The organism is Oceanobacter sp. 5_MG-2023 (assembly GCF_030548165.1).
Classification (GTDB): Bacteria; Pseudomonadota; Gammaproteobacteria; order Pseudomonadales; family Oceanobacteraceae; genus Oceanobacter.
In genome coordinates, this window is record NZ_JAUORS010000014.1 from 35,484 (window position 1) to 61,322 (window position 25,839).

Below are 25,839 nucleotides of genomic sequence, written 5' to 3' on the forward strand. Positions count from 1 at the left end.
CGCTTCCGTGCCGGCTCAATCGGGTTTAAACGCGGCCATATCCCGAATCAGGGACTTTTTCAGCTCTCCCAAACGACCATGGAAGAAGTGGCCACCACCGGCAAAAACCTGCCAATGGGGTACAGGAACAACCAGATTGGTCCAGTGTTCTACCTCATCAAAAGGCACCACTTCATCGGCATCTCCCATATAGACAAAGGTTTCAAATTCATGGGGCAAGGTATTGGGGGCATCAAAATGATGTACTGCCGGTGCCATCAGGTACAGGGCGGCAATTTGCTCCGGCCTGTCTACCGCAGCCAGACAAGCCATTCCGGCACCAAATGAGAAACCACCCAGCAGAATGGTTTCCCAGCCCAAGGTATCACGGGCATAGTCCAATGCCGCCAGCACATCCTGTTGTTCACCACGACCGTGATCGTGTTCGCCGTCACTCTCACCAACACCCCGGAAGTTGAAGCGCAAGGTCGACATCCCCAAGCCCAGCGCCGTTCTTAGCGTGGTGGTCACAACCTTGTTATCCATGGTGCCATCAAACAACGGATGCGGGTGGCACATCAGCATTCCCACGTTACCTTGCTGGATCGTACGGCCGTCCAGTACTCCGGCTGACCCTTTGATCTGTACTACTTGCTCTTGCGCCATGTCTGCTCCTGCTGGTTTTGTTGACGCTTCCCGGGACTGGCAGGAAGGCTATAAATGACCATGAGGATACCATAGCCTGATACGGCATTTAGGGCATAAGCAAGACCATATTATTAGAACCAAACGATCTTAATACTGCCTTTTTATATACCACAAGCCTTGTTATAGTCCCTGCAAATCGTAACAATCAGAGCCTAGACAACACGATTGCAACGCGGTCGTGATGCCTCTGAATCAGCATCCCTACTTCCGAGAATAATTGTCCCATGATCAGTGACTACCATCTCACCCACCTCAAGCAACTGGAGGCGGAGAGCATTCATATTATCCGTGAGGTTGCGGCGGAGTTCGACAACCCGGTAATGATGTATTCCATCGGCAAGGACTCTGCGGTCATGCTGCACCTCGCCCGCAAAGCCTTTTATCCGGGCAAACCGCCCTTCCCGCTATTACACGTCGATACCACCTGGAAGTTTCGTGAAATGATCGAATTTCGGGACAAGGTAGCCAAAGATATTGGTATGGATCTGCTGGTTCATATTAATCAGGACGGCGTCGACCAGGGAATTGGTCCTTTTACCCATGGCTCATCCAAGCATACCGACGTGATGAAAACCGCCGGTCTAAAACAAGCGTTAGACAAGTATGGCTTTGATGCTGCCTTTGGTGGTGCCCGCCGTGATGAAGAAAAATCCCGCGCCAAGGAACGGGTTTACTCCTTCCGCGACAGCAAGCACCGCTGGGACCCCAAAAACCAGCGTCCCGAGCTGTGGAATATTTACAACGGCAAGGTCAACAAAGGCGAAAGCATCCGGGTTTTTCCTCTGTCCAACTGGACCGAGCTGGATATCTGGCAATACATCTATCTGGAAAACATCGACATTGTGCCGCTGTATTATGCCGCCAAGCGTCCGGTGGTTGAGCGCGACGGTATGCTGATTATGGTCGACGACGACCGTATGCCATTGAAGGATGGCGAGGTACCAGAAATGAAATCCGTGCGTTTCCGTACGCTGGGCTGCTACCCACTGACCGGTGCGGTAGAGTCTGAAGCCACCACGCTGCCTGAAATCATTCAGGAAATGCTGCTGACCACGACATCCGAACGTCAAGGCCGGGCCATTGACCATGATTCATCCGGATCGATGGAAAAGAAAAAACAAGAGGGGTATTTCTAAATGTCTCACCAGTCCGATTTGATTGCTTCCGACATTCTGGAATACCTGGAGCAACACGAAAACAAGGAAATGATGCGTTTCCTGACCTGCGGTAACGTTGATGATGGCAAATCCACCCTGATCGGCCGCCTGCTGTACGATTCCAAGATGATCTACGAAGATCAGCTGGCATCCGTCACCAAAGACAGTGCCAAAGTGGGTACCACCGGCGACCGTCCCGACCTGGCTCTGCTGGTTGATGGTCTGGCTGCCGAGCGTGAACAAGGCATTACCATCGATGTTGCCTACCGCTATTTCAGTACTGCCAAGCGCAAGTTCATTATTGCTGATACTCCCGGACACGAGCAGTACACACGAAATATGGCCACCGGGGCATCGACCTGTGATCTGGCGATTATCCTGATCGACGCCCGTTACGGGGTTCAGACCCAAACCCGGCGTCACAGCTTTATTGCTTCCTTGCTGGGTATCAAACACGTCATTGTTGCCGTCAACAAGATGGATTTGATGGACTTTGACCAGGAGCGCTTTGAACAAATTCGTACCGACTATCTGGCCTTCGCCAAAGACCTGAATATCAGTGACATTCAGTGTGTGCCTATTTCTGCCCTCGATGGTGACAACGTCGTTGATCGCTCCAGCCGTTCCCCCTGGTACGATGGCCAGACGCTGATGGAAATTCTGGAAACCGTTGAAATTGCCGCTGACAAAAACATCGACAATTTCCGCTTGCCAGTACAATACGTCAACCGTCCGAACCTCGATTTCCGTGGTTTCTGCGGCACCATCTCTGCGGGCGTGGTCAAACCGGGCGACACGGTGATGGCATTACCTTCGCAGAAAACCAGCAAGGTTGACCGTATTGTCACCTGGGACGGTGATCAGGAAAAAGCCTTTGTCGGCCAATCCATCACCCTGACACTGGAAGACGAAATCGATATCAGCCGTGGCGATGTCATCGTCAAGGTGAATGACCAGCCGATCGTTGGTAATCGCTTTAATGCTGATCTGGTCTGGATGACCGAGCAATCCATGGTGCCAGGCCGTCCGTATGACCTGAAATTTGCTACCGGTGCCAGCGCTGGCACCATCAGCAAGATCCATAATCTGGTCGATATCAATACCATGGAAAAGCGTGAAGCCGATGAGGTAAAACTCAACGAAATCGCGCTGGTCGAGGTCAGCCTCGACAAAGCCGTTCCTTTTGATGCTTACGCCAAGGTTCATGGTACTGGCTGCTTTATCGTGATCGACCGTTTGACCAATGTGACCATTGGTGCCGGTATGATTGTGGGTGAAGCCATCGGCTCAGGTAGCTTCGAAGCCGTTGCGGCAGAAGAAAAAGCCCGCCGTTTTAATCAGAAACCGGCGATTGTCACCATCAATGCAGTCAATGCCGAAACCCTGGTTAATGGCCTTGATCGCCGCCTGTTTGAAATGGGTCGTCTTGCGGCTATTGGCGCTGCCGAAACCGCTCAGGTGTTAAAGGATGCTGGTCTGGTCGCTCTGGTCGCCGGTGGTGCGGACGGTGCTGATATCAGTATTGCTGCCGATGGCGACAACATCGACACTCTGATTGCGGCACTGCAGGATCAAGGCATTATCTGATGTCATGATCGGGCTACCCTGTCTATTGGTGCTGGTTGGCCAATGGACGGCACACACAAAAAGCGGCTTGAAAGCCGCTTTTTGTGTGTCAGACGCTACGATTGGCTAGCCAATGACTCTGCTACCGTTATGCATATTCTACAAACCAATAGACAAGGACAGTCCGTAATACACACCAGACACATCCAGATCGGTTTCAATATCGATGTCATCCGGATCGGTTTCCAGTGTCATTTGACGGTAACCGGCTTCCAGACCAAGATCGACCACAGGAATTGGCAAGAGGTATCCAACGCCATAACTGATATCCGACAGCTTGTTATCGCCATAACCCACATAATTGATATCGGCACTGGCGTACAAACCAAACGGCGTATCAATTTTCAATTCGCCATACACCATCGGCAATACCAGATCCAGATCCACGGTTTCAGTATTGCTGGCGCTCTTGACTTCAGCGTAACCATCAAACTGACGGCCACTAACACCGAAATTGATATCAACAAACGGGATCGGCAATGGCAAACCCCAGTAAAGGGTCAGATCGGTATGGGTCAGATCAATCGTGCTATTCACGTCGCCATCAAATGTTTCATCGGCAAAGGTAATATCTACCGTACCATTGCCACTGACTTCCAGACTGGTGCTCTTGATTTTAACGTTGGGAATAAAAGGTACTGGATGTTCAAAAAAAACGGTCAGCTGTTGACCATTTTCTTCTTCCATATTTAATCCATCTTCTTCAACCGATACGTCAGAATCGATCTGTCCAGTAGGATCGGCATTCCAGACACTGGCCTTGGCGCCAACAGTAAACAGAAGATCAGCCTGTGCTGACAAGGGAGCCAGTGCAACCAGTGCGACGGCCATTACGGTCTTTTTCATTGGTGTCATCCCGTTTCAATCTCAATAAAATATAATTGTGCAAACAAACCTGATAACGCCAGTCTGCCCATAAACCAGCAGAATGCCAATATTATGTGTCGACCATCTGACAAAACGGCAATACCATTTATTTATTGCTTGCTATCTTTTGTCACGACAATCCAAACTGGTCAATCCGCTCGTCACAGACCCGGATACAAAAACAGGCCCTACGGCCTGTTCTGATCAATCAGTCATGCTGTCACGTATCAAAACGTAATACCGATACGGCGTCCAACTTCCTCATAACCTTCAACCACATCACCCAACCCCTGGCGGAAACGGTCTTTATCAAGTTTTTCCCGCGTCGCCTTGTCCCACAAACGGCAGCCATCCGGCGAGAACTCATCCCCCAGCACAACCTCACCCTTATACAAACCAAACTCCAGTTTGTAGTCGACCAGAATCAGGCCACCGTCATCAAACAGGGTTTTGAGGACCTTGTTGACAGCAAAGGTCAGCTCTTTCATACGATCGAGGTGAGCGTCTTCGGCCCAGCCAAAAGAGCGAACGTGATATTCATTCACCATGGGATCGCCCAGCGCATCGTTTTTCAGAAACAATTCGAAGGTGACAGGATCCAGTTCGATACCTTCATCGACTCCCAAACGACGACACAGGCTGCCAGAAGACACGTTGCGTACAACGCATTCCAGCGGAATCATATCCAGCCGCTTGACCAGTGAGTCGGTATCCGACAACAAGGATTCAAAATGGGTAGGAATACCGGCTTCTTCCAGTTTGGCCATAATGAACGCATTAAACTTGTTGTTCACCATACCTTTACGATCCAGCTGCTCGACTTTTTTGCCGTCAAAAGCAGACGTATCGTTGCGGAATTCCAGTATCATCAGATCCTGATCATCTGTGCTGTATACTGATTTGGCTTTACCTGAGTAAAGCAGTTCGCGTTTTTCCATGGGAATCTCCGCCATTAAACAATAAATAATGAAGTATCCGCCTCATCGGCAGATAGCATCCTAATTCACAATATGAAACGTATTAAACGGCTATAGAATGAACCTGCTGACGTTAAAACTCACACCAGTCAGCAACCCGGTTTTGCGCTAACAGGCGCACCGGCCTGTCGCTTAGCCCTGGTATAACTGCCAGTGCCTGCCCGACCAAGTCGGGGTGATTGTTTTTTTCACTGATATGCCCTGCCGTCAGGTGTTGCACTCCAGGCCAGTCGATACGTTGAATCAATTCCGCACACTGGGCATTACTCAGGTGTCCGTAAGGCCCGGCGACACGCGCCTGCAATCTTGGTGGGTATGGCCCTTTGCGCAGCATATCCGGATCGTGATTTGCTTCCAGCTGCAAACCATGGCATCCCTGATAAGCAGCGACAACATGCGGCGTCAAACTACCAAGATCTGACAACACGCCTACTTTCAGACCCGCTGCTTCCACCACAAATTGCAGTGGCTCCCGGGCATCATGAGGAACCGTCACCGCCGCAACGGACATACCGGCTACCGAAGCGAGGTCTCCACCCGTGAGTGGCTGCCAGCGAGGGTGATCGATCCAACCCATATGAATCGCCGTTCCCTGAGAGCAGTACAAGGGAATATCCAGCAACTCGCACACCGCCATCACGCCTTTGGCATGATCGCCGTGCTCGTGTGTCACCAGTACGGCTTCCAACTGACCCGCATCGGCCTGGGCCGATTCGATCCGCTGCAACAACGTCTTGCGGCTGAAACCACAGTCGATCAGCAGGCTTCTGCCCTGGTGTTCCAGCAGTGTTGCATTGCCCTTGCTACCGCTGCCGAGAGAAATGTACCTCACTTCTCCAGCTGTTGTTTGATCGTATTCAGAACCGGTAAAGCGTAATCGTCTCCCGCCAGCTTATCGACATCTTCCAACAAGGACAGATACACACCGTGTCGTGCCCGGTTCATTTTCAACAAATAGGTGCCCGCAATCACTTCTGGCTCGGAACCCCAGAGTCTTGCCCACCAGCCACGCTCGTCATCCCGTTGCGGGCGGCTGATTTCCAGATAATAAGTACCCACACTGCGATTGAGATCGGTCATATTCAGATCAGAGGCAGCAATGGCTTCTGTTACCGCAGCCCAGGCGTAAGCAAACTGACCATCCAGACGTAATATCTGACTACCGGAGCCGTCTTTTTCGATACGCGGATTAAGATCCAGCGAGCGATATTCATTCAACGACGTGGCCTGCTCTGACGAGCTGTCGTTGTCATCGATTATCAACGCTTGTGGTACGGGTAACTCAAAACTGTTTGGCCGGTCAGGAATCACGGCCAATTCAGGAATAGGTAAAGCATTCCGGCGCGCCAGTGGCTGTCCATCCGGGGTTGTTGCCTCGTCATTCTCTGTCGTGGTCAGATAATCATCAGCGCGATCGCGAAAACGATCACCAAAGATGGTACTGCAACCACTGACAGCAACCACAAGCACTACCAGCAAATACTTCATGAGATCAGATCAACCCCAAAGCTGTCATCGCCAACTCAACCTTGGGTGCATAACGACGGTCCATTTCGACCAGCGGTAAGCGGATACCGGATTCCATACGGCCCATGCGAGCCAGAGCCCATTTCACCGGAACCGGGTTCGCTTCATAAAACATGGCGTCATGCAGTGGCATCAGCGTTTGTTGCAACGCCCGGGCTTCTTCCGCCTTGCCATCCAGAGCCAGCATGCACAAGTCGTGCATCAATTTGGGCGCCACGTTGGCAGTGACTGAGATATTGCCTTTGCCTCCGGCCAGAATCAGCTCATGGGCCGTTGGATCATCACCGGAGTAAACCGCCATACGATCACCAACCAATTCGATCAACTTGCGTGCCCGGTCGATATCGCCGGTCGCTTCCTTGATCGCCACAATCTGCTCAACATCCGCCAGAGCCGCCACGGTTTCCGGCAACATATCGCAGCCAGTACGACCAGGAACGTTATACAGCCACTGCGGCACATCCACCGCCGCCGCGATGGTTTCATAGTGTTTGATCAGGCCACGCTGGGGTGGTTTGTTGTAATAAGGAGTGACCAGCAAGCAGGCATCGGCACCGAGGTTTTTGGCTTCCTGGGTCAACTCAATCGCTTCGGTGGTGCTGTTGGCACCGGTGCCGGCAATAACCGGACGACGTCCGTTAACCAGTTTGACGACCCGATCAATAACAGCGCAATGCTCTGTCGTGCTCAGCGTTGCTGATTCTCCTGTTGTTCCAACAGGCAAAATCGCATCGGTTCCCTGCTTGATGTGGAATTCCACCAGGCCATCAAGAGCTTCCCAATCGAGAGAGCCGTCGGGATGCATTGGCGTAACCAGTGCCACAATACTGCCGGTGATCATGAAATTGTACTCCACAAAACGAACTTCCCCTGCCATCTTGATGGAAAAGCAGGGATCCAAAAAACAAGAGCGTAATACTACTGGTGCGGCGTTATCGAGACAAGAGAGTCAAGCCGCTTGCGAGTGATTAGCGCCGCGCAAACGCTGATTATCCGCGCCCGGGCTGCCATTTTGCCACTGCCACCCAGTCATTGTTCAACTACCGCTCAATTACCGCTCAATCATGACCGGTATGGCCAGGCCAGGACTGGATCACCGCCTTGAGCAAGGTCGCCAGTGGAATCGCAAAAAACACGCCCCAGAACCCCCACACTCCCCCGAATACCAGTACCGCAACAATAATGGCTACCGGGTGCAGGTTTACCACCTCTGAAAACAACAGTGGCACCAGCACATTACCATCCAGTGCCTGAATAATGCCGTAAACCGTCATCAGGTAAAAAAAGTCATTATTCCAGCCCCACTGCATATAGCCCACCAGAGCGATCGGGATTGTGACTACCGCTGCACCTATGTAAGGCACCAGCACCGACAATCCGACCGCAATCGCCAGCAAAGCAGCGTAATTTACTCCCAACAGCAAAAAGGCTACGTAGGTAACCCCGCCCACAATAACAATCTCGACCACCTTGCCGCGAATGTAATTGGCGATTTGCAGATCCATTTCGACCCAGACTTCGTTCAACAAAGCACGCTGACGTGGCAGAAAATTCAGACACCAGGACAAAATATCGTCCCCGTCTTTCAACAGAAAAAACACCAGGATAGGTACCAAAACGCAATAAATCAGCATCGCCATCAGCACGGTAATGCCGGAAAGGGAAAAGCTCAGCGCCCATTGCCCCATCGACGCCAGTTCTTCCCGCGCCTGATGTACCCACTCCTGCACCTGAACCGTGGTAATCAGGTCAGGGTATTGTTCTGGCAACAACATCAGCAGCGCCTGACCTTTACTGGCCATTCGTGGCAGCTCATAAAAAAACTGTGACAATTGCGCCCAGGTGGCAGGCAGAATAAACAGCAACAGGGTCAACATCACCCCGACAAACATAAGAAACACCGCCACCGTCGCCGTCATATGCCCAACCCCGCGCCGTTTGAGGAACTGCATACTGCCCTGTAACAGATAGGCCACCACCACCGCGGTCAGGAATGGCGCCAGGACATTGCCCATAAAACCGATAACCAGCAAAAAAGTGCCGATCAGCAGCAACAGCAATAACGCTTCTTCATTAGAGAGATAGCGGTCGATCCAGCGCCCGAAAACCTTGATCATCGTTTGACTCCCTTGACAATCCAGTAGTGATATTCATTTCCTTCCCGGGAAGCCGACATAAGTTGGTGTTCCGACAATTCCAGATAGCGTGGTATATCACGCCACGAGCCGGCATCACAGGCACGTACCAGCAAGACATCCCCCACTGCCAGGCTTTTTAATGCCAGCTTGGTTTTAAGCAAGGGGAGCGGACAGCTCAATGCCGTTACATCGAGTAGTTGAGTATAATCATTCGGGTTAGACACACATTCCGCCATTTGCCACACTGCGAACCAAAAGAGATCTGGATGATCTCAGACACATGGGCCATTAAGCAATAATCTTGCGCACCACAGCACCTTGTAACAGTGAGTCAGCCAGACCATGTACTTTTCATTGACATCAAGATCCGGGACACACCGATTGAAACTCCGAAAAGCCTTGCTTGCGACTACCTTGCTGTTTGCTTTCAACACCAGTATTCATGCCGCCAGCAACGATTTGCCCGCACTGGGAGACGCAGCCTCATCGATTGTTTCCCTGCAAGAGGAATACGAACTCGGCCGCGCCTGGTTACGTCAGCTGCATGCACATGCCCGCACCATCGACGACCCGCTGTCCATCGAGTTTATCGAAAACCTGGTGTTCCGGATGATTCCTCACAGCGGTGCGCCACAGCAGGATTTTGACTTTGTCATTATCGACAAAAAAGAACTCAATGCCTTTGCAGTACCGGGCGGTGTAATAGGCATCAATCTGGGGCTATTACTGTACACCCGGGACGAAGATGAAATTGCTGCCGTACTGGCTCACGAACTGGCTCACTTGAGTCAGCGGCATTTTGCCCGCCAGGTCGAACGGGCAGAACAGCAGCAACCCATGGCCATTGCGACCCTGCTGGCCTCCATCCTGCTGATTGCAACCAATAACGCCGATGCTGGTTTTGCCGGACTAATGGCCAGCCAGGCTGCATCCATCCAGTCACAACTGGCCTATAGCCGCGACTGGGAACGGGAAGCAGACCGTATTGGTATTAACACCCTGGCAGAATCCGGCTTCGATCCACAAGCCATGCCATCCATGTTTAACCAGATGATGGCGGCCGGGCGCCTTGGTAAAAAGCCACCGGAATTTCTGCTGACTCACCCGTTAACACTGAATCGGGTATCCGATGCCGCCGCACGAGCTGAAGGTTATTCCTCCCAACCGCGCCACCTGAGTTTTGACTTTGCCATTCTGAAAAATCGCGCCCGTATCCGTTATCAGCTCAGCGACAAACAGGTAGCGGCTACTTTTACTCCGGAAGCCGAAGCCACCGATAATTCATCGCTGACCCGGAATGCCGCCCGCTACTCTCTGGCCGAATACGCCTTGCAACATCAGGACAATGCAACCGCCCTACAGCAATTAAACCAATTGGATGCAAGCTACCAACAGTCCCCGGCTGCCCTGGCACTGTTGGCCAAGACGCTAACCGCCACCAACCAGGCCCCCAAAGCGTTGGAGATGCTGACTCTGGCACTGACCTATCATCCCGGCAGTTATTTATTGATCAGCACCCGGGCCAATGTGCTTGCCGCACTCGGACGTGCAGAAGAAGCGGTCAACAGTTTGCGGCCACTGACCGAGCAACGTCCAACCACCCCGGCGCTATGGTTTCAACTGAGCCAGCTGGCGGCCCAGGCGAGCCATACGGTACTGACGTATCAGGCCAGTGCTGAATACTGGTATTTGAACGGAGATTACACCAAAGCCAGCCGGCAAATGGATCTGGCTATCGCAGAAGCGGCCAAAAAGAAAGATTTCCAGCGCCAGGAGGCGCTGAAAGAGCGGCTAAAAGGCATGGCCGCCAGTCAAAAACAATTAGGGTAAAACAAACAGCCAATCAAGCCTTGAAGTCCAACATTCGTTGCAGACTCCGAATCGCACCGACCCGCAGGGGTTCGGCAACAAATATTTCCTGATCGCCATTATCCAACACACTGGCAATATTGCGCAGACCGTTCATCGCCATCCAGGGACAGTGGGCACAACTGCGGCAAGTAGCGCCATTACCGGAGGTTGGTGCCTCTACCAGTAACTTGTCGGGTACCGCTTGCTGCATTTTGTAAAAAATGGCTTTGTCAGTAGCCACAATCAGCACAGGGTTAGGCAACTCTACCGCCGCCTTGATCAACTGACTGGTCGAGCCAACCGCATCGGCCAGCTCAACCACGGACTGAGGAGATTCCGGGTGCACCAGAATCGCGGCATCCGGATATACCAGCCGCAAATCCTGCAAGCCCTTGGCCTTGAATTCATCATGGACGATGCATTCGCTGTCCCAGAGAATCATATCCGCACCGGTCTCCCGGCACACATAATCCCCAAGATGACGATCAGGTGCCCAGATCAGTTTTTCACCCTTGCCGTGTAAATAGTTCACCACATCCAGCGCAATACTGGAGGTCACCACCCAATCGGCACGGGCTTTCACCGCCGCCGAGGTATTGGCGTACACCACCACGGTACGATCCGGGTGCTGATCACAAAACTCAGTAAATTCATCCACCGGACAACCAAGATCCAGTGAACAGGTCGCTTCCAGCGTCGGCATCAAGACCCGTTTTTCCGGGCTGAGTACCTTGGCGGTCTCACCCATAAAACGCACCCCGGCCACCACCAGGGTACTGGCTGGATGATTGGCACCAAAGCGAGCCATTTCAAGAGAATCGGCAACACAGCCGCCGGTTTCTTCCGCCAGCGCCTGAATAGCAGGATCGGTGTAATAATGCGCTACCAGGACGGCATCTTCGCGCTGCAGCAGCGTACGAATCTGTTCCTTGTAGTGAGTAATCTGGTCAGCGTCCAGTGGGGCTTCAGGAGTTGCCCAGAAATCCTGGACGATATGTCGTTGTTCTTGTTCAGCGGCCTGGGACATAGGGTTCTCGGATACCAGTCGAAATGCAAACAGGGCCAAGTGTAACACAGTAGAAAAGCAGGCAATGGCCACTGCGTTTAAGCGAATCGCAAATAAAAAAGGGAGAAAGCAATGCTTTCTCCCTTTTTTAGGAATTGGTGGGTCGTGCTGGATTCGAACCAGCGACCAATTGGTTAAAAGCCAACTGCTCTACCAGCTGAGCTAACGACCCGATACCTTCGTATTCTACTGATAAGGAATAAATTGTCAACCTTTTCAGTAAGTTACCCCATCCTTAAATCTGCGTCCGAACAAATCTCCGAAAGATTTTTGTTCATTTCGATCTGTAATTACTTGAGTAACTACAAACCAACACCAGATTTTAATGGTGGGTCGTGCTGGATTCGAACCAGCGACCAATTGGTTAAAAGCCAACTGCTCTACCAGCTGAGCTAACGACCCGAAGGAGGCGCATATAATACTTAATTTTGGGGGAGTGACAAGTCTTTTTTAATAAAAATTTATTGTGCCGGTGTTATTTTTTCCAAATAACCCTCAGCCTGACGCACCGTTACAGGAGAAGACGTCGCATAACGTTCCTGGATAGTCTCCAACCAGTGTTGAGCTGCCGCAGTATCACCGGATTTGTGCAGGGTCACTGCATATTTGTAAGTCGCATCGGCCGCCTTGCTGTGATCAGGAAAATCATCAATCACCGTGCGGAAACTTTCCAATGCTGACGGATACTCACCCCGTACCAGATACACTTCACCGTTCCAGTACCAGGCATTGGCCACCAGTTCATCCTCGGGATATTGCTCAACAAAGCGTCCGAATGCCTGATTGGCCTGTTCAAATTTTTTGTCTCTCACCAGCATCATTGCCTGGTTATACACGTCCTGCGCAGAGGCTTCTGCTGATGCAGCCACAGCAACCGGTTTTTTATCGGCTTCTGTCGTCAGATACACAATACGCCGATCCAGATCCAGATAGCGATTGTCACCGTCCCGCTTGAGTTGCCGCAATTCGTTACTCTGCCGCTCAATCTGACCACGCAGTTCAGCAATTTCCTGCTGCATTTGCTCAACCTGCATCAACAATTCGTTGACCAACTCTGGAGAGGCACCGGACTGGGTCGTACTGGGAGAGGGAGAAGTAACAGCAGGTTGACTAACGGAAGCAGTCGATGACGCAGGAGTTACCACAGGGGCAGCTCCTACCGAAACCCACTCTTCCGCTTGCAGGCTGGCAGACAATGCCAGCGAACAAAGGAAGTACAATGATTTCATTAACGACTCTAGTATTTCACTTCAACGCGACGGTTTTTGGACCAGCTGGATTCGCTGTGACCCATGGCAACCGGACGTTCTTCACCAAAGCTGACAACTTCCAGCTGACTGGCACTGGCACCATTGGCCAGCAAGAAACGACGGACAGCCATACCGCGACGCTCACCCAAAGCCAGGTTGTACTCTACAGTACCACGCTCATCGGCATGACCTTCCAGAACAACACTAGCCGAGCTGTTTGCAGCCAGGTAAGCGGCGTGTGCTTTCAGGGCAGCCAGGCTGCTGCTTTTGATTGAGCTCTGATCGAAGTCAAAGTAGAAGACAGTCTGTTCAAGCAATGCTGCTTCAGCTTCTGTCATCCGGGATTCCAGAGTCTCGCCACTGACTGCAGAGGTATCAACCGCAGTCGTGCTTGCGTCTTCAACCGTTTCTTCAACTTCGGTAACCACTTCTTCAACTTCAGTTACAGTCTCAGATTCGCCTTCGTTGATTTCACCAGTGCTTGAACATGCAGCAACCAGCAGTGCTCCCAGTGTTAACCCCAAGGCTTTATACAATGCATTTATTTGCATAACTGTCTTCCCACTCCACTTGATGTTTTTAGTTTTTAAAAATCGGGGACCACGCTGGCTCCCTTACATCGCCATATTTGGATGGCAATCGAAATTTGACGTCACCATCCACAGAGACTGCGGCTAATATGCTGCGATCTGCTTCACTGGCTGCATAAATTACCATACTTCCATTAGGTGCAACACTCGGTGACTCATCAAGGTCGGTATCTGTTGTAAGAATATGAACTTGTCCCGAATGCAGGTCCTGAGAGGCAATATGAAAGTTCTTGCCTTCCCGGTGCACATAAATCAATTTGCGCCCATCATCCGTGACTCTGGCTCGGGCATTATAGCTACCCTCATATGTTATTCGTTTGACAGCTTTGCTACTGACATCCAACTGATATATCTGTGGCCCACCCGCCCGGCTGGAAGTAAATACCAAATGACGATTATCCATCATCCACTGTGGCTCAGTGTCAATAGCGTAATGATTTGTCAGCCGCTCGGTTTTGCGACTGGCAAGATCCATTACATAAATATCCGGATTCCCCAAATAAGACCGAACAAAGGCCAACCGCGTACCGTCTGGTGAAAATGCCGGTGCACTGGTCGATCCTTCCATTTGTAACACCAGCTCACGCTTGCCAGTCGCCAGCTCCTGAAAATAAATAGCACTGCGGCCACTTTCAAATGATACATACGCTACTTTCTTGCCATCCGGTGCCCAGGCAGGGGAAATAATCGGATCCTTGGAAGTAAATACAAGCTGTTCCCTGGCGCCATCGGCATCGGCATAATTCAAATTAAAGCGCGTACGTTCACGATTGGTCGTCACATAAATAAGCCGGGTTGAAAATACTCCAGGAATACCCGTCAGTTTTTCAAAAACATAATCACTGATGTAATGGGCGATATCCCGTAATTGACTGGCTTTGCCTTTAACCCGGTGCCGTAGTAACTCTACTTTCTGATGAACATCCAGAACATGGAATTCCATAGCATATCCGCTATCATCGATCGAAATACGGCCAATTACGACAAAATCCTGGCGCAAATTGCGCCAATCACTATAAGTAACCGCTTCAAGGGCCGTTGGCTGACTGATCATATTCGCAACCGGCAATACCTTGAAATAACCACTGCTACCTAAATCGTTGGCAATAATACCGCTGATATCTTCAGGCAGCTGACCTTCTCCTTGCCATTCGAATGGCACAACCGCGATAGGAATCGCGGATTGCTTGCCTTGAGTCACTTCGATAACCAGTTCAGCCTGAGCCATGCCAGTCATCATTAACAGCATCAGTATGCTAATCCATTGTTTTACCACGTTGCATTCTCCGGTCTGAAAACCATGGTGAGTGTACGGAAACTGCGCTCGAATACCCGAACGTCTTTGGGAACCGGCAAGGGTGATGCCTTGAGCACCGCCTGTTCAACCGAGCGATCCAGCGCCGTGTTGCCACTGCCTTTGATAACCACAACACTGATGACTTCCCCGGTCGGAACCAGGTTGATACGCACCGTTACCTGCTGGTCGGGCTTGACTGCTGGCGGGTACAGCCAGCTGCGCTCAACTTTTTCTCGTACCTGGGAAACAAAGTCTGCCTCCAGCTCCGCTTCGACTTTGGCGCGCCGTTCATTTTCTTGCTGTTGTTGCATTTCCTGAGCGGCCTGCTCGGTTGCCAGTTGCTCCAGCAGTTGCTGTTCTTCTTCGCGTAACTGCTGCTCACGCTCGGCAGCGGCTGCCGCTTCTTCGGCTTCAGCTTTTGCCTTGGCATCCGCCGCGGCTTGTGCCTCAGCTTCGGCTTGCTGTTGTGCTTGCTGTTTTTTCTGTTGGGCCTCAGCCTGCTGCTTTTTCTTTAGTGCCAAAGCATCGGCTTCACGCTGCTTTCTGGCTTTCTCAGCCGCCTGTTTTTTCTTCAGCGCATCAGCGGCCTGTTGTTTTTGTTGTTGGGCATGTTGTTGCTGTGCCTGTTGTTGACGCTGCTGCACGGCACGATTTTCTGTTGCGACCACATTCGCAATAATATGTTTGGGCACCGGAGGCTTGATGATGCGCTCTGCCGCAGGCCATTGCAGCAAGAATAAGCCAGCAACACCGCCATGCAGCAAAATGGCCAGCATCACTGGTATCGAGTAAGACGACGGCTTAAACCACTGTTTCACTCGCCTGCTTCCGCATCCGGGGCTTCAGTAATCAGACCTACATCCGATATACCCGCCACTTGCAAACCTCCCATCAGGCGCACGACCTTGCCGTAGGCAACCTGCTCATCCCCTCGAATCATGACCCGGGTAGCCGGAACCTCGGCTTTTACCTTGGCCATATAATCCTGTACTTGCATCAGAGTCATCGCCGCGGGCTGGCCTTCTTCACGCTCGATAAAATACACACCCTGCTGATTCACGGAGATAACCAGGGTATGGTCATCAGGTTCAATTTCAACCGGCGTCGAGTCAACCCGGGGCAAGTTCACCTGGATACTTTGTACCAGCATGGGAGCTGTCACCATAAAAATCACCAGGAGCACCAACATTACATCGATGTAGGGCACAACGTTGATTTCTGCAACAGGCCGTCGTTTGGCCGCCGGTGGCTGCATTGACTCCATTATTTTTCCCCGCTTGCCGCAGGCTTGGCCCCTTGTTTCAACCGTAATGCCTGTCGGTACAGCAATGAAGAAAATTCATCGGCAAACGTATTCATGCCTGTCGTCAAGTGATCCACTCGCGAAACAAACCGGTTATAAAAAATAACCGCAGGAATGGCTGCCAACAGACCCATGGCGGTCGCTACCAGCGCTTCGGAAATGCCCGGGGCCACGGTTGCAATGGTGGCCTGCTTGACCGAAGCCAAACCATGGAACGAATTCATAATGCCCCACACCGTACCAAACAGGCCGATATAAGGACTGGTGGAGCCGACGGTGGCCAGCATAGGCAAGTGAGCATCCAGCGCTTCCGACTCCCGGGTAATCGCAATCCGCATTGCCCGCTGGCAGCCCTGGATCATGGCATCCGGGTCATGCGTACTCTGCTGCCGCATCTTGCCAAATTCTTTCAGCCCCGCCATAAAGACGTTTTCGATCATGCTGGTTGTTTCTTTGGCCTGACACTCTCGATACAGATCATTGAGGTCGGCACCGGACCAGAAGCGATCTTCAAAATCCAGCAATTGGGCACGGCTGGCAGATAGCACCCGGCTGCGCTGGAAGATCACAACCCAGCTACTCACCGACGCCAGCAACAGCATCAGCATCACCAGCTGTACAACAATACTGGCATTGAGCACCAGGCTGAAAATGGACATGGACTCGTTCACTGCTACTCCCTGACATCCGTTGAGTTCCCCGCGGCGGACAACTGATCCTGCATACGGGTGGTAATAATGGCAGGCAAAGCCATCGGCTTGCCTTCAAAGTTCATGGTGGCGATAACAACATTCGCAGTCACCAGCCGTTCATGCTCACCGCTGTTATTGATGCGACTGACCAGGTGCGATATGTGCAAGCGGGCTTTGCCGACCTTATCGACCTGCACTGAAACATTCAGTTCATCATCCAGCCGGGCCGGTTTGCGGTATTTGACGTCAATGGCAGTTACGACAAGCAGAATACCCTGCTGTCGCAGTATTTCCTGGCCAATATCCATGGACCGCAACCACTCGGTTCGGGCGCGCTCCATGTAGCGTAAATAATTGGCATGATAAACGATGCCACCGGCATCGGTGTCTTCAATATAAATACGGACCGGCCAGTCAAACAGATTCATCTTGAGGCCCCAGTCGTGCCGGCAATGGCAAACCAAAATGCAGGTAGGCCAACCGGGTTGCCATGCGGCCTCGTGGCGTGCGGGTAATATAACCCTGTTGCATCAGATAAGGCTCCAGTACATCTTCGATGGTATCCCGTTCTTCACCAATGGATGCTGCCAGGCTGTCGACCCCGGCGGGGCCACCATCGTATTTTTCCATCAGGGTTAATAACAGGCGACGGTCCATATGATCAAAGCCCTGGGCATCCACATTCAACATGTTCAGTGCTGCATCGGCACAGGCCAGATCAACGCTGCCATCCCCCTTGACCTGGGCATAATCCCGTACCCGCCGTAACAGGCGGTTGGCAATCCGCGGCGTTCCGCGCGCACGTCGAGCAATTTCCCTGGCCCCGGCGTGATCGACTTCCAGCTCCAGTAGTGAGCCTGAGCGACTGACAATGGTGCTGAGGTCGTCCTCATTATAAAACTCCAGTCGCTGTACAATGCCAAACCGGTCTCGTAATGGCGAAGTCAACAACCCCGCCCGCGTGGTCGCACCCACCAGGGTGAAAGGTGGCAGTTCTATCTTGATGGAGCGGGCTGCTGGCCCTTCTCCCACCATGATATCGAGCTGATAATCTTCCATCGCCGGATACAGTACTTCTTCTACCGCGGGATTCAGGCGATGGATTTCGTCAATAAACAGTACATCACCCGCTTCGAGGTTGGTCAGCATGGCGGCCAGATCACCGGCTTTTTCCAGTACCGGGCCAGACGTGGACTTGATCGATGCGCCCATTTCGACAGCAATGATATTGGCCAGCGTGGTTTTCCCCAGTCCGGGTGGACCAAACACCAGCGTGTGGTCCAGAGCCTCCTGGCGGGCACGAGCAGCACCAATAAAGATTTCCATCTGCTCCCGCACCACGGGCTGGCCAATATAGTCGTCAAGGGTTTTGGGACGAATAGCACGATCTTGATGCTCTTCACCCGGAGCCGACACAGGACTGATAAAACGATCAGTTTCTATCATGCGTTACCCAGACTGTTTTTGAGGGCCAACCGAATCAGTTCTTCCGCGGTGGTCGCCTGATCCACAAACTTGTTCAGCATCCGGGCTGCCTCTGCGGGCTTGTAGCCCAGAGACACCAGTGCCGACTCGGCCTCCAACAGAATCATATCTGCAGACGCCTGCTCGGCATGATCCGCGGCTTGCCACAGCGGAGCCGGTGTCTGCCATTCTTTCAGGCGATCACGCATCTCCACGACCAGCCGCTCAGCCGTTTTTTTGCCAACGCCAGGCAAGCGGGTCAAGGCGGTAATGTCTTCATTATGCACACACATGGCAAAGGCATTAACATCCATACCAGACAAGATAGCCAATGCCAGTTTGGGTCCGACGCCGCTGACCTTGATCAGGGTCCGAAACAAGGAGCGCTGGCTTTTATCACTGAAACCATACAACTGGTGAGCATCTTCACGAATCGCCAGATGGGTATACAGCACCACAGGGGAGCCGGTATTCCCCAGGACGGCAAAGGTCGTCAGCGGGGCCTGCACCTCGTAGCCAACGCCATTGACATCAACCAGCAAATCCGGGGCGGATTTTTCGAGCACAACGCCCTGTAAACGACCAATCATAGCGATACCTGCACAAAAAGCGGCTTAGCCTACCAGCAAAGCCAAGCATGGCTCAACTGCCCGGACAAAGCACAGTTGGAGTCAAGAAGGAAAGTTAACCGGACGTCCCCGGCGGCTGCCTTTGGCACCGGCCCGGGCAACCAGGCTGGCAGCAGTAAAGGCATGACAAAGCGCAATCGCCAGCGCATCCGCCGCGTCTGCCTGCGGCCGGCCGGGCAATTTCAGCAAGGTTTGCACCATATGCTGAACCTGTTCTTTTTCCGCTCCGCCGGTACCCGTCACCGCCATTTTAATCGCTCGCGGAGCATACTCCGCCACCGGCAGTTGCTGTAATGCCGCGACAACCATAGCGACACCACGTGCCTGACCGAGTTTCAGCGCCGAGGCGGCATTTTTTCCCATAAAGGCCTGCTCAATCGCAAATTGTTGCGGCGACCAGGTTTCGATCACTTCATTAACCGAGGTGAAAATAGTCTGTAGCCGCTGTGGCATGTCGCCATCACCGCAGCGGATACAGCCGCTGGTGATGTACTCCACGCGCTGACCGACGGCATTAATCACACCAAAGCCGGTCACTCGTGAGCCGGGGTCAATACCCAGAATAATTGCCAAACCAGCTCCTAACGGGGGTTAGCCGGATTAAAGAATTGCCAGACGGCACCAGAATCACTGCTACTGACCCGCAACGATTGCCATGTTTCTGGCAAGGCCAGCATGATACAGGGGGATGTCATGACTTGCGCGGCTATACTGCCTTGTTGTGGCAGCTGCTCATGGAAGGTCACTGACACCATACTGTCTCTCATTTCACTTTGCTCCAGTACCACCTGATAACCGGGGGTTGGACGCGGCCCCAGTGCAATAACGACCTGACTACCATCCTCTTTCAGTGTAACGCCGGCATCCATGCCGCAGTGAAGCTGGTTTTCAGCATGATCGCCCAGATCCACCACGGACCCTGCAACCGATGCACAGGCGGTCAACACCAGTGCCGTACTGATTGTTAGCAACTGGCTGGCTTGCACCAGCCATGAATTCTCCATATGCCGAGCCATCACCATATCCTCCAGATTCCGGGCTGCACGTATTATTCCGTTGTCACAGCGGCAACAACCATTCAAATACCGCGCTTGGCAACAGATTCTGCAGCCATCATACAGGCAGCCAGAGCAACTCGTCGGATCCACCACAAAAAAACGGCCCTCTCGGGCCGCTTGATGAAGTCAATAATCAAATAACATCACAATGCTTACGATTACATGGCCACAACAGGATGCCGAGAACTGAATACCAGAGTGGAACCACCCTCTTCCTGTTCTGCCACATCAGCCATGATGGTATCCCCCGGCATGAATTTGCCCGAGAGAATATCCTGCGCCAGTGGGTTTTCGACCCAGCGCTGAATTGCCCGTTTTAATGGCCGAGCGCCAAAGACCGGGTCGTAACCCACATCCACCAGCTTGCCAATCGCAGCGTCACTGAATTCCAATGACAGATCACGTTCCGCCAAGCGGTCACGTAACATCTGCAACTGAATATCAGCGATCCCCCGGATCTGGTCTTTCATCAGCGGATGGAATACCACCGCTTCATCGATACGGTTGATAAATTCTGGCCGGAAGTGATTACCCACAATCTCCATAACAGCATCACGCATGTTTTCATACGGCTGATCGGCAAACAGGTTCTGGATCACATCAGAGCCCAGATTCGAGGTCATCACCAGCACAGTGTTCTTGAAGTTCACCCGACGACCATGACCATCGGTCAATTGGCCATCATCCAGCACCTGCAGCAGGATGTTAAACACATCCGGATGGGCTTTCTCGACCTCATCCAGCAAAATCACGGAATAAGGCTTGCGTCGTACCGCTTCGGTCAGGTGACCACCTTCTTCGTAACCCACATAACCTGGAGGCGCACCGATCAAACGGGACACCGAGTGTTTCTCCATATATTCCGACATATCAATCCGTACCATGGCGTCCTTGCTGTCAAACAGGAAGTTGGCCAACGCCTTGCACAGCTCGGTTTTACCCACCCCGGTCGGGCCAAGGAACAGGAAAGAACCATGAGGTCGATTCGGGTCCGACAACCCGGCGCGGGAACGTCGTACCGCGTTGGCCACGGCCTTGATGGCCTGATCCTGTCCCACCACGGACTCATGTAATACATCTTCCATACGCAGCAGTTTTTCTCGCTCACCTTCCAGCATCCGGCTCACCGGAACGCCGGTCCAGCGAGAAACCACTTCAGCGATTTCATCTTCCGTCACCTTGTTACGTAACAGGGTAAATTCCTGCGAGCCATTGGACTCGGCTTCATTGGCACTGGCCAGTTGTTTTTCCAACTCAGGAATACGGCCATATTGCAGTTCCGACATTCGTTGCAAATCACCACTGCGACGAGCAGCGTCCATTTCGATTCGGGCCTGCTCCAGCAACTCCTTCGATTTGGAAGCACCTTCCAGCAGGGCTTTTTCCTGCTTCCAGACATCTTCCAGCTCGACATAAGCACCGCTGGCTTTATTGATGTCGTCGTTCAGATCACTCAGACGTTTTTTCGCTGCTTCGTCTTTTTCTTTTTTCAGCGCTTCACGCTCAATTTTCAGCTGAATCAGGCGGCGTTCCAGCTTGTCCATTTCCTGTGGCTTGGAATCGATTTCCATACGAATCACCGAAGCGGCTTCATCAATCAGGTCGATTGCTTTATCCGGCAACTGGCGATCAGCGATATAGCGCGTGGACAGTTTTGCCGCCGCAATAATGGCGCTGTCGGTAATCTGTACGCCGTGGTGAACCTCGTAACGCTCTTTCAGACCACGCAAAATGGCGATCGTATCTTCGACCGACGGCTCATCCACCATGATTTTCTGGAAACGACGCTCCAGCGCTGCGTCTTTCTCGATAAATTCCCGGTATTCGTCCAGGGTGGTAGCCCCCACACAGTGCAACTCGCCACGCGCCAATGCCGGTTTCAGCATATTGCCCGCATCCATCGAGCCTTCGCCCTTACCCGCCCCTACCATGGTGTGCAGCTCATCAATAAAGAGCACGATGCGGCCTTCTTCTTTAGCGACGTCTTTTAATACGGCTTTCAGTCGTTCTTCAAACTCACCCCGATATTTGGCACCGGCCACCAGCGAGCCCATATCCAGCGACAGAATACGTTTGTCCTTGAGGGTATCCGGCACTTCACCATTGACGATACGCTGGGCCAGACCTTCTACGACTGCGGTTTTACCCACCCCGGGAGCACCAATCAGAACCGGGTTGTTTTTGGTTCGGCGTTGCAGTACCTGAATCGTGCGGCGGATTTCATCATCTCGACCAATCACTGGATCCAGCTTGCCCGCTTCGGCCCGTTCGGTCAGGTCGATACAGTATTTTTCCAGCCCCTGGCGGCTGTCTTCCGCATTGGCATCGCTCACAGTTTCACCACCACGCATATCCTCTATCGCCTGTTTCACTTTGGTGGCATCAAGACCGGCCGCTTTTAGCGCCTGGCCTGCAGCCCCTTTGTCTTCCAGTGCCACCAGTAGAAAAATCTCGCTGGAAACGTATTGATCGCCCTGCTGTTTGGCCGCTTTTTCGGTGAGGTTCAATAACCGTCCCAGCTCCGCCGACACCTGGATTTGCCCATCAGGGTTACTGACCCGAGGTTGATCTTGCAGTACCTTCTGCAGGGCTTGCTCCAGCTGCGGCACATTGCTGCCAATACGACGAATTACATCTTTGACTGAACTATTGGCCTGCTGTAACAACGCCAATAACAAATGGACGGTATCAATCTGATTGTGATCCTGGCTCAAGGCCAGGCTTTGGCTTTCGGCCAGGGCGTTTTGCAAACTGGTGGTTAAACGATCCATACGCATACAGAGCTTCTCCTCTGGTAATACCGGCAAACACCAGCCAAGGAAGGCCGGTACTCGCAGCGTTGTACAAAATAAAGTCGGGCAAACTGAAGTTGTGCTAAACAGTGACTGCCTTAATGGTAAATGGAGACTTGATGAATAATTTTCAAGTAAAAAACATCAAAAACAAGAAAATCTAATAGTTGTTTATTGATCCTGAGCAATATTCATCATCCATCCGTATACTGATGCCCAAACCAGCAAATCAGCCGACACCGTCAATACTACGCCGACACAACACTGCTGATATTGAGTCATTTCAATGAATTTAAAGACCAGAGGAATTACACCACTGTGAGTCGCGAACTGCGTATCGGGGCGTTATACCTGATGTTGGGAGAAGCGCTATTAGCCATCATGGGCGCCCTGATCAAACATTTGTCAGACGATCTGTCGACAGAGCAAGTGGTGTTTTTCCGCAATATCCTTGGGCTGATCGTACTGGCCCCCCTGATCATGAACAGTGGCATTGGCAGCCTCAAAACCAGCGTCTGGCATTGGCACCTCATGCGTGGACTGGTAGGGGTTGCAGCGATGTACTGTTATTTCTGGGCGCTTGGCAATATGCCACTGACCGAAGCCTTTCTGGTCAAGCTGTCGAGTCCTTTCTTTATGCCGTTACTGGCCTGGTGGTGGCTAAAAGAACCCACGGGCAAGTTCAGTGGCCTGGCCCTGCTGATCGGATTTTCAGGTGTCGCGATTATTCTGCGCCCCGGAACCGATAGCACCTTTACCCTCGCAGCCTTGATCGGTTTGCTCGGGGCTGCCCTGGCAGCTCTGGCCAAGGTCACCATCCGGCGTATGTCGGTGACGGAATCCAGCCAGTGTATTGTATTTTACTTTGGCCTGATTGCCAGCCTGGTCTCTTTTCCCGCCGCCCTGATGAACTGGCGACCGGTTCCGGATGATGCCTGGTGGTGGCTCGCAGCGATGGGCCTGGTGGCAACAGTCGGCCAGCTGGCATTAACCAAAGCGTATCGCACCGCACCGACCGGCAAGGTCGGCGTCTACGTTTACAGCGCGGTTATTTATGGCGCCTTGATGGGTTGGTGGTTCTGGGATGAAATCCCGGGCTGGACCACCATTGCCGGAGCAGTGCTGATTATTCTCGCCGGTATCGTTAATCTGTGGCAGCCTCGTAGCCGTGGCACTCCAGACGCCACGACTGCCACGGCCACCAGCGCGACGACGGCGACAGACAACAGCCGATGACCATGCGCCAACGGATATCACGACTTTACTGACAATTAGCCCAATACGGGCCAAAGGGCATTGAATCCACGCCATTTCGGCGTAAAAGGCATCGAATGTAAGCTGATTATTTCCTCAGGATTAATTATACTCCGGCACTAACCTGTTTTCGGCAAGAATCGTACCCATGTCCCGTATAGACACCCTGCAAACATTTGTTTCTGTTGTACGCGCACGCAACTTCACTTCTGCTGCTGATTCGCTAGGCGTTACGCCATCCGCGGTCAGCAAACAAATCAGTGGTCTGGAAGAGCGTCTGGGAGTGAGATTGTTGAACCGCACGACCCGCTCGGTCAGTCCGACGGAAGCGGGGCAGATGTTTTACCAGCACTGTGAAAACATCCTCGAGTCCATTTCCGAAGCCGAAAAACTGGTCACCGATTTTGATGTGACGCCGCGCGGACGTTTGCGCATCACTGCCATGTCCAATTTTGGCCGCCGCGAACTTGCGCGGATGTTCAATGATTTTTCCGAGAAGTACCCGGATATCAGCTTCGACCTGCATATTTCGGATCGGCCGCTGGACATCGTCAAGGAAGGCTACGATTTTGCGCTCCGCATTGGCACTCTGGAAGATTCCCGACTGATTGCCAAACCGGTAGCGCGCCAGAATATTGTGATTTGTGCCTCGCCTCAGTACCTCAAGACCTGGGGCACCCCAACATCACTGGAAGACCTCGACAAGCACCGTATTCTGATGGTCACCAACGCCGAGTTTGCCCGTATTAACTGGCTGCGCCAGTTTGAAAAAGATCACGGCTTCACCTTGTCCAGCGTCGAACGCAAGCTGTCTGTCAACGACATCGATATGGTCTATGAAGCCTGTCTGGCCGGTATGGGTATCACGGCCATCCCGACATATATTGCCGATCATCACTTGCAGAATGGCGAGCTTGTGCGCTTGTTCAGTAACGTTGAGATCCCGGTTCGTACGATCAAGGTGGTATTCCCACAAAATCGCTACCTGGCCACCAAAAGCCGGGCGTTTCTCGACTTTATCAGCGAATATTTCGACGACCTTGGCATTAACAGCGACGACAGCTGATACCACAAGACAAGGCTCCGCCTCCCCTCTGACAGCGGCTTGATCCTTCGTGGCTCAAGCGTTGCTCAGTCTGCACTTTTCCCCTGGCAACGCTGTCTGAATATCTCCGGCACCCGCGCCAGTTTACGTTCCGTATAATCAAAAAATACAATGCCGGTCTTGGCTTCCGCCACCAGTTTACCGCTGGACTGGTTACTGACCCGGTAAATCACATCACAACCGTATTTGTTAAAATCCATCACCCCGACGGCAAAGGTCAATACTTCGCCAATAAAGGCTTCGGCCCGGAAACTAACCACCAGGTCGGCGACCATAATCCCCAGGCCATCAATATCCAGTTCCGAAAAGTCCAGAGAACGCAAATAACGCAGCCGCGCCTCGTGCAGCAGCGTCACCATCCGGTCATTGCCCAGATGGTTGCCATAGTTGATTTCTGAAATCCGGACATCAAGATCAACCGAAAAATCGATCGTCGATGGCAATGCAAGCGTGACTCTGGCCATATTGGCTCCTGTATTTTGTCTATTAATGTCAGGATAAAACGTACT

General features: G+C 52.3%; 27 protein-coding genes and 2 tRNA genes. 5 read left to right on the top strand and 24 right to left on the bottom strand.

Features of this window, described 5'->3' with window-relative positions; translation table 11 throughout:
* Positions 1–15: 15 nt before the first annotated feature.
* Complete coding sequence (locus tag Q4551_RS10755) at positions 16–645, bottom strand: alpha/beta hydrolase (RefSeq protein WP_303433743.1); 630 nt, start codon at positions 643–645, stop codon at positions 16–18.
* Positions 646–884: 239 nt separating this feature from the next.
* Between Q4551_RS10755 and cysD the strand changes: the two genes are divergently transcribed.
* Positions 885–1,823 carry a sulfate adenylyltransferase subunit CysD gene (gene cysD, locus Q4551_RS10760; RefSeq protein ID WP_303433847.1) on the top strand — a complete coding sequence of 313 codons (939 nt, stop codon included), beginning with the start codon at positions 885–887 and terminating at the stop codon, positions 1,821–1,823.
* Positions 1,824–3,431 (top strand): sulfate adenylyltransferase subunit CysN, encoded by a 1,608-nt coding sequence (gene cysN, locus Q4551_RS10765; protein WP_303433745.1) that lies wholly within the window; start codon positions 1,824–1,826, stop codon positions 3,429–3,431.
* 138 nt (positions 3,432–3,569) lie between these two features.
* Here cysN and Q4551_RS10770 read toward each other — a convergent pair whose 3' ends face one another.
* From Q4551_RS10770 to Q4551_RS10800, 7 genes are all read right to left on the bottom strand, one after another.
* Positions 3,570–4,316 carry a TIGR04219 family outer membrane beta-barrel protein gene (locus Q4551_RS10770; RefSeq protein ID WP_303433747.1) on the bottom strand — a complete coding sequence of 249 codons (747 nt, stop codon included), beginning with the start codon at positions 4,314–4,316 and terminating at the stop codon, positions 3,570–3,572.
* A 248-nt stretch (positions 4,317–4,564) separates the two neighbouring features.
* A complete protein-coding gene (purC, locus tag Q4551_RS10775) occupies positions 4,565–5,275 on the bottom strand; it encodes a phosphoribosylaminoimidazolesuccinocarboxamide synthase (RefSeq protein ID WP_303433749.1) in 711 nt (236 codons plus the stop codon).
* A 112-nt stretch (positions 5,276–5,387) separates the two neighbouring features.
* Positions 5,388–6,146 carry an MBL fold metallo-hydrolase gene (locus Q4551_RS10780; RefSeq protein WP_303433751.1) on the bottom strand — a complete coding sequence of 253 codons (759 nt, stop codon included), beginning with the start codon at positions 6,144–6,146 and terminating at the stop codon, positions 5,388–5,390.
* Positions 6,143–6,802 (bottom strand): outer membrane protein assembly factor BamC, encoded by a 660-nt coding sequence (bamC, locus tag Q4551_RS10785; protein WP_303433753.1) that lies wholly within the window; start codon positions 6,800–6,802, stop codon positions 6,143–6,145. Before bamC ends, Q4551_RS10780 begins: the two co-directional genes overlap by 4 nt.
* Before the next feature lie 4 nt (positions 6,803–6,806).
* Positions 6,807–7,682 (bottom strand): 4-hydroxy-tetrahydrodipicolinate synthase, encoded by an 876-nt coding sequence (dapA, locus tag Q4551_RS10790; RefSeq protein ID WP_303433754.1) that lies wholly within the window; start codon positions 7,680–7,682, stop codon positions 6,807–6,809.
* Positions 7,683–7,899: 217 nt separating this feature from the next.
* Positions 7,900–8,958: an AI-2E family transporter gene (locus tag Q4551_RS10795; protein WP_303433756.1), complete on the bottom strand. Its 1,059-nt coding sequence runs from the start codon at positions 8,956–8,958 to the stop codon at positions 7,900–7,902.
* Positions 8,955–9,203 (bottom strand): sulfurtransferase TusA family protein, encoded by a 249-nt coding sequence (locus Q4551_RS10800; protein WP_303433758.1) that lies wholly within the window; start codon positions 9,201–9,203, stop codon positions 8,955–8,957. Before Q4551_RS10800 ends, Q4551_RS10795 begins: the two co-directional genes overlap by 4 nt.
* Before the next feature lie 157 nt (positions 9,204–9,360).
* On the opposite strand from Q4551_RS10800, the gene Q4551_RS10805 reads away from it, so the two are divergent.
* The gene (locus Q4551_RS10805) at positions 9,361–10,809 is read left to right on the top strand and encodes a M48 family metalloprotease (RefSeq protein ID WP_303433760.1); all 1,449 of its coding nucleotides are present in this window, start codon (positions 9,361–9,363) and stop codon (positions 10,807–10,809) included.
* Positions 10,810–10,822: 13 nt separating this feature from the next.
* Here the strand turns inward: Q4551_RS10805 and nadA are convergent, their stop codons facing one another.
* From nadA to clpB, 15 genes are all read right to left on the bottom strand, one after another.
* Entirely contained in the window at positions 10,823–11,857 is a 1,035-nt protein-coding gene (nadA, locus tag Q4551_RS10810) for a quinolinate synthase NadA (RefSeq protein WP_303433762.1), read from the bottom strand.
* A 135-nt stretch (positions 11,858–11,992) separates the two neighbouring features.
* Positions 11,993–12,068 (bottom strand) — tRNA-Lys (locus Q4551_RS10815).
* A 154-nt stretch (positions 12,069–12,222) separates the two neighbouring features.
* Positions 12,223–12,298: transfer RNA gene (locus Q4551_RS10820), tRNA-Lys, on the bottom strand.
* Positions 12,299–12,357: 59 nt separating this feature from the next.
* A complete protein-coding gene (ybgF, locus tag Q4551_RS10825; protein ID WP_303433763.1) occupies positions 12,358–13,125 on the bottom strand; it encodes a tol-pal system protein YbgF in 768 nt (255 codons plus the stop codon).
* 8 nt (positions 13,126–13,133) lie between these two features.
* Complete coding sequence (gene pal / locus Q4551_RS10830; protein ID WP_303433765.1) at positions 13,134–13,697, bottom strand: peptidoglycan-associated lipoprotein Pal; 564 nt, start codon at positions 13,695–13,697, stop codon at positions 13,134–13,136.
* 28 nt (positions 13,698–13,725) lie between these two features.
* The gene (tolB, locus tag Q4551_RS10835) at positions 13,726–14,985 is read right to left on the bottom strand and encodes a Tol-Pal system beta propeller repeat protein TolB (protein WP_303433767.1); all 1,260 of its coding nucleotides are present in this window, start codon (positions 14,983–14,985) and stop codon (positions 13,726–13,728) included.
* Positions 14,986–15,005: 20 nt separating this feature from the next.
* Positions 15,006–15,851, bottom strand: a complete 846-nt coding sequence (gene tolA / locus Q4551_RS10840; protein ID WP_303433769.1) for a cell envelope integrity protein TolA — start codon at positions 15,849–15,851, stop codon at positions 15,006–15,008.
* Positions 15,848–16,297: a protein TolR gene (tolR, locus tag Q4551_RS10845; RefSeq protein ID WP_303433770.1), complete on the bottom strand. Its 450-nt coding sequence runs from the start codon at positions 16,295–16,297 to the stop codon at positions 15,848–15,850. The genes tolA and tolR overlap by 4 nt, the downstream gene beginning before the upstream one ends.
* Entirely contained in the window at positions 16,297–17,007 is a 711-nt protein-coding gene (tolQ, locus tag Q4551_RS10850) for a protein TolQ (protein ID WP_303433772.1), read from the bottom strand. The genes tolR and tolQ overlap by 1 nt, the downstream gene beginning before the upstream one ends.
* A 2-nt stretch (positions 17,008–17,009) precedes the next feature.
* Positions 17,010–17,456, bottom strand: a complete 447-nt coding sequence (locus Q4551_RS10855) for a YbgC/FadM family acyl-CoA thioesterase (protein WP_303433774.1) — start codon at positions 17,454–17,456, stop codon at positions 17,010–17,012.
* Positions 17,443–18,474, bottom strand: coding sequence for a Holliday junction branch migration DNA helicase RuvB (ruvB, locus tag Q4551_RS10860; RefSeq protein WP_303433776.1), 1,032 nt, complete (start codon positions 18,472–18,474; stop codon positions 17,443–17,445). The genes Q4551_RS10855 and ruvB overlap by 14 nt, the downstream gene beginning before the upstream one ends.
* A complete protein-coding gene (ruvA, locus tag Q4551_RS10865; RefSeq protein ID WP_303433778.1) occupies positions 18,471–19,082 on the bottom strand; it encodes a Holliday junction branch migration protein RuvA in 612 nt (203 codons plus the stop codon). Before ruvA ends, ruvB begins: the two co-directional genes overlap by 4 nt.
* An 81-nt stretch (positions 19,083–19,163) precedes the next feature.
* Positions 19,164–19,694, bottom strand: a complete 531-nt coding sequence (ruvC, locus tag Q4551_RS10870; protein WP_303433779.1) for a crossover junction endodeoxyribonuclease RuvC — start codon at positions 19,692–19,694, stop codon at positions 19,164–19,166.
* Between the two features lie 8 nt (positions 19,695–19,702).
* Complete coding sequence (locus tag Q4551_RS10875) at positions 19,703–20,137, bottom strand: protease complex subunit PrcB family protein (protein WP_303433781.1); 435 nt, start codon at positions 20,135–20,137, stop codon at positions 19,703–19,705.
* A 200-nt stretch (positions 20,138–20,337) separates the two neighbouring features.
* Positions 20,338–22,956 (bottom strand): ATP-dependent chaperone ClpB, encoded by a 2,619-nt coding sequence (clpB, locus tag Q4551_RS10880; RefSeq protein ID WP_303433783.1) that lies wholly within the window; start codon positions 22,954–22,956, stop codon positions 20,338–20,340.
* A gap of 333 nt (positions 22,957–23,289) precedes the next feature.
* Between clpB and Q4551_RS10885 the strand changes: the two genes are divergently transcribed.
* The gene (locus Q4551_RS10885) at positions 23,290–24,207 is read left to right on the top strand and encodes a DMT family transporter (protein WP_303433785.1); all 918 of its coding nucleotides are present in this window, start codon (positions 23,290–23,292) and stop codon (positions 24,205–24,207) included.
* Positions 24,208–24,373: 166 nt separating this feature from the next.
* Complete coding sequence (locus Q4551_RS10890; RefSeq protein WP_303433786.1) at positions 24,374–25,291, top strand: LysR family transcriptional regulator; 918 nt, start codon at positions 24,374–24,376, stop codon at positions 25,289–25,291.
* A gap of 65 nt (positions 25,292–25,356) precedes the next feature.
* Here Q4551_RS10890 and Q4551_RS10895 read toward each other — a convergent pair whose 3' ends face one another.
* The gene (locus tag Q4551_RS10895) at positions 25,357–25,794 is read right to left on the bottom strand and encodes a thioesterase family protein (protein WP_303433788.1); all 438 of its coding nucleotides are present in this window, start codon (positions 25,792–25,794) and stop codon (positions 25,357–25,359) included.
* Positions 25,795–25,839 lie beyond the last annotated feature (45 nt).

What these genes read in the sequence shown, in the direction of transcription:
- Q4551_RS10755 (WP_303433743.1), bottom strand. Translation starts at nt 645, where the DNA reads ATGGCGCAAGAGCAAGTAGTACAGATCAAAGGGTCAGCCGGAGTACTG.
- cysN (WP_303433745.1), top strand. Translation starts at nt 1,824, where the DNA reads ATGTCTCACCAGTCCGATTTGATTGCTTCCGACATTCTGGAATACCTG.
- Q4551_RS10770 (WP_303433747.1), bottom strand. Translation starts at nt 4,316, where the DNA reads ATGAAAAAGACCGTAATGGCCGTCGCACTGGTTGCACTGGCTCCCTTG.
- purC (WP_303433749.1), bottom strand. Translation starts at nt 5,275, where the DNA reads ATGGAAAAACGCGAACTGCTTTACTCAGGTAAAGCCAAATCAGTATAC.
- bamC (WP_303433753.1), bottom strand. Translation starts at nt 6,802, where the DNA reads ATGAAGTATTTGCTGGTAGTGCTTGTGGTTGCTGTCAGTGGTTGCAGT.
- dapA (WP_303433754.1), bottom strand. Translation starts at nt 7,682, where the DNA reads ATGATCACCGGCAGTATTGTGGCACTGGTTACGCCAATGCATCCCGAC.
- Q4551_RS10795 (WP_303433756.1), bottom strand. Translation starts at nt 8,958, where the DNA reads ATGATCAAGGTTTTCGGGCGCTGGATCGACCGCTATCTCTCTAATGAA.
- nadA (WP_303433762.1), bottom strand. Translation starts at nt 11,857, where the DNA reads ATGTCCCAGGCCGCTGAACAAGAACAACGACATATCGTCCAGGATTTC.
- ybgF (WP_303433763.1), bottom strand. Translation starts at nt 13,125, where the DNA reads ATGAAATCATTGTACTTCCTTTGTTCGCTGGCATTGTCTGCCAGCCTG.
- pal (WP_303433765.1), bottom strand. Translation starts at nt 13,697, where the DNA reads ATGCAAATAAATGCATTGTATAAAGCCTTGGGGTTAACACTGGGAGCA.
- tolB (WP_303433767.1), bottom strand. Translation starts at nt 14,985, where the DNA reads ATGCTGTTAATGATGACTGGCATGGCTCAGGCTGAACTGGTTATCGAA.
- tolR (WP_303433770.1), bottom strand. Translation starts at nt 16,297, where the DNA reads ATGGAGTCAATGCAGCCACCGGCGGCCAAACGACGGCCTGTTGCAGAA.
- Q4551_RS10855 (WP_303433774.1), bottom strand. Translation starts at nt 17,456, where the DNA reads ATGAATCTGTTTGACTGGCCGGTCCGTATTTATATTGAAGACACCGAT.
- ruvB (WP_303433776.1), bottom strand. Translation starts at nt 18,474, where the DNA reads ATGATAGAAACTGATCGTTTTATCAGTCCTGTGTCGGCTCCGGGTGAA.
- ruvA (WP_303433778.1), bottom strand. Translation starts at nt 19,082, where the DNA reads ATGATTGGTCGTTTACAGGGCGTTGTGCTCGAAAAATCCGCCCCGGAT.
- Q4551_RS10875 (WP_303433781.1), bottom strand. Translation starts at nt 20,137, where the DNA reads ATGGCTCGGCATATGGAGAATTCATGGCTGGTGCAAGCCAGCCAGTTG.
- clpB (WP_303433783.1), bottom strand. Translation starts at nt 22,956, where the DNA reads ATGCGTATGGATCGTTTAACCACCAGTTTGCAAAACGCCCTGGCCGAA.
- Q4551_RS10890 (WP_303433786.1), top strand. Translation starts at nt 24,374, where the DNA reads ATGTCCCGTATAGACACCCTGCAAACATTTGTTTCTGTTGTACGCGCA.
- Q4551_RS10895 (WP_303433788.1), bottom strand. Translation starts at nt 25,794, where the DNA reads ATGGCCAGAGTCACGCTTGCATTGCCATCGACGATCGATTTTTCGGTT.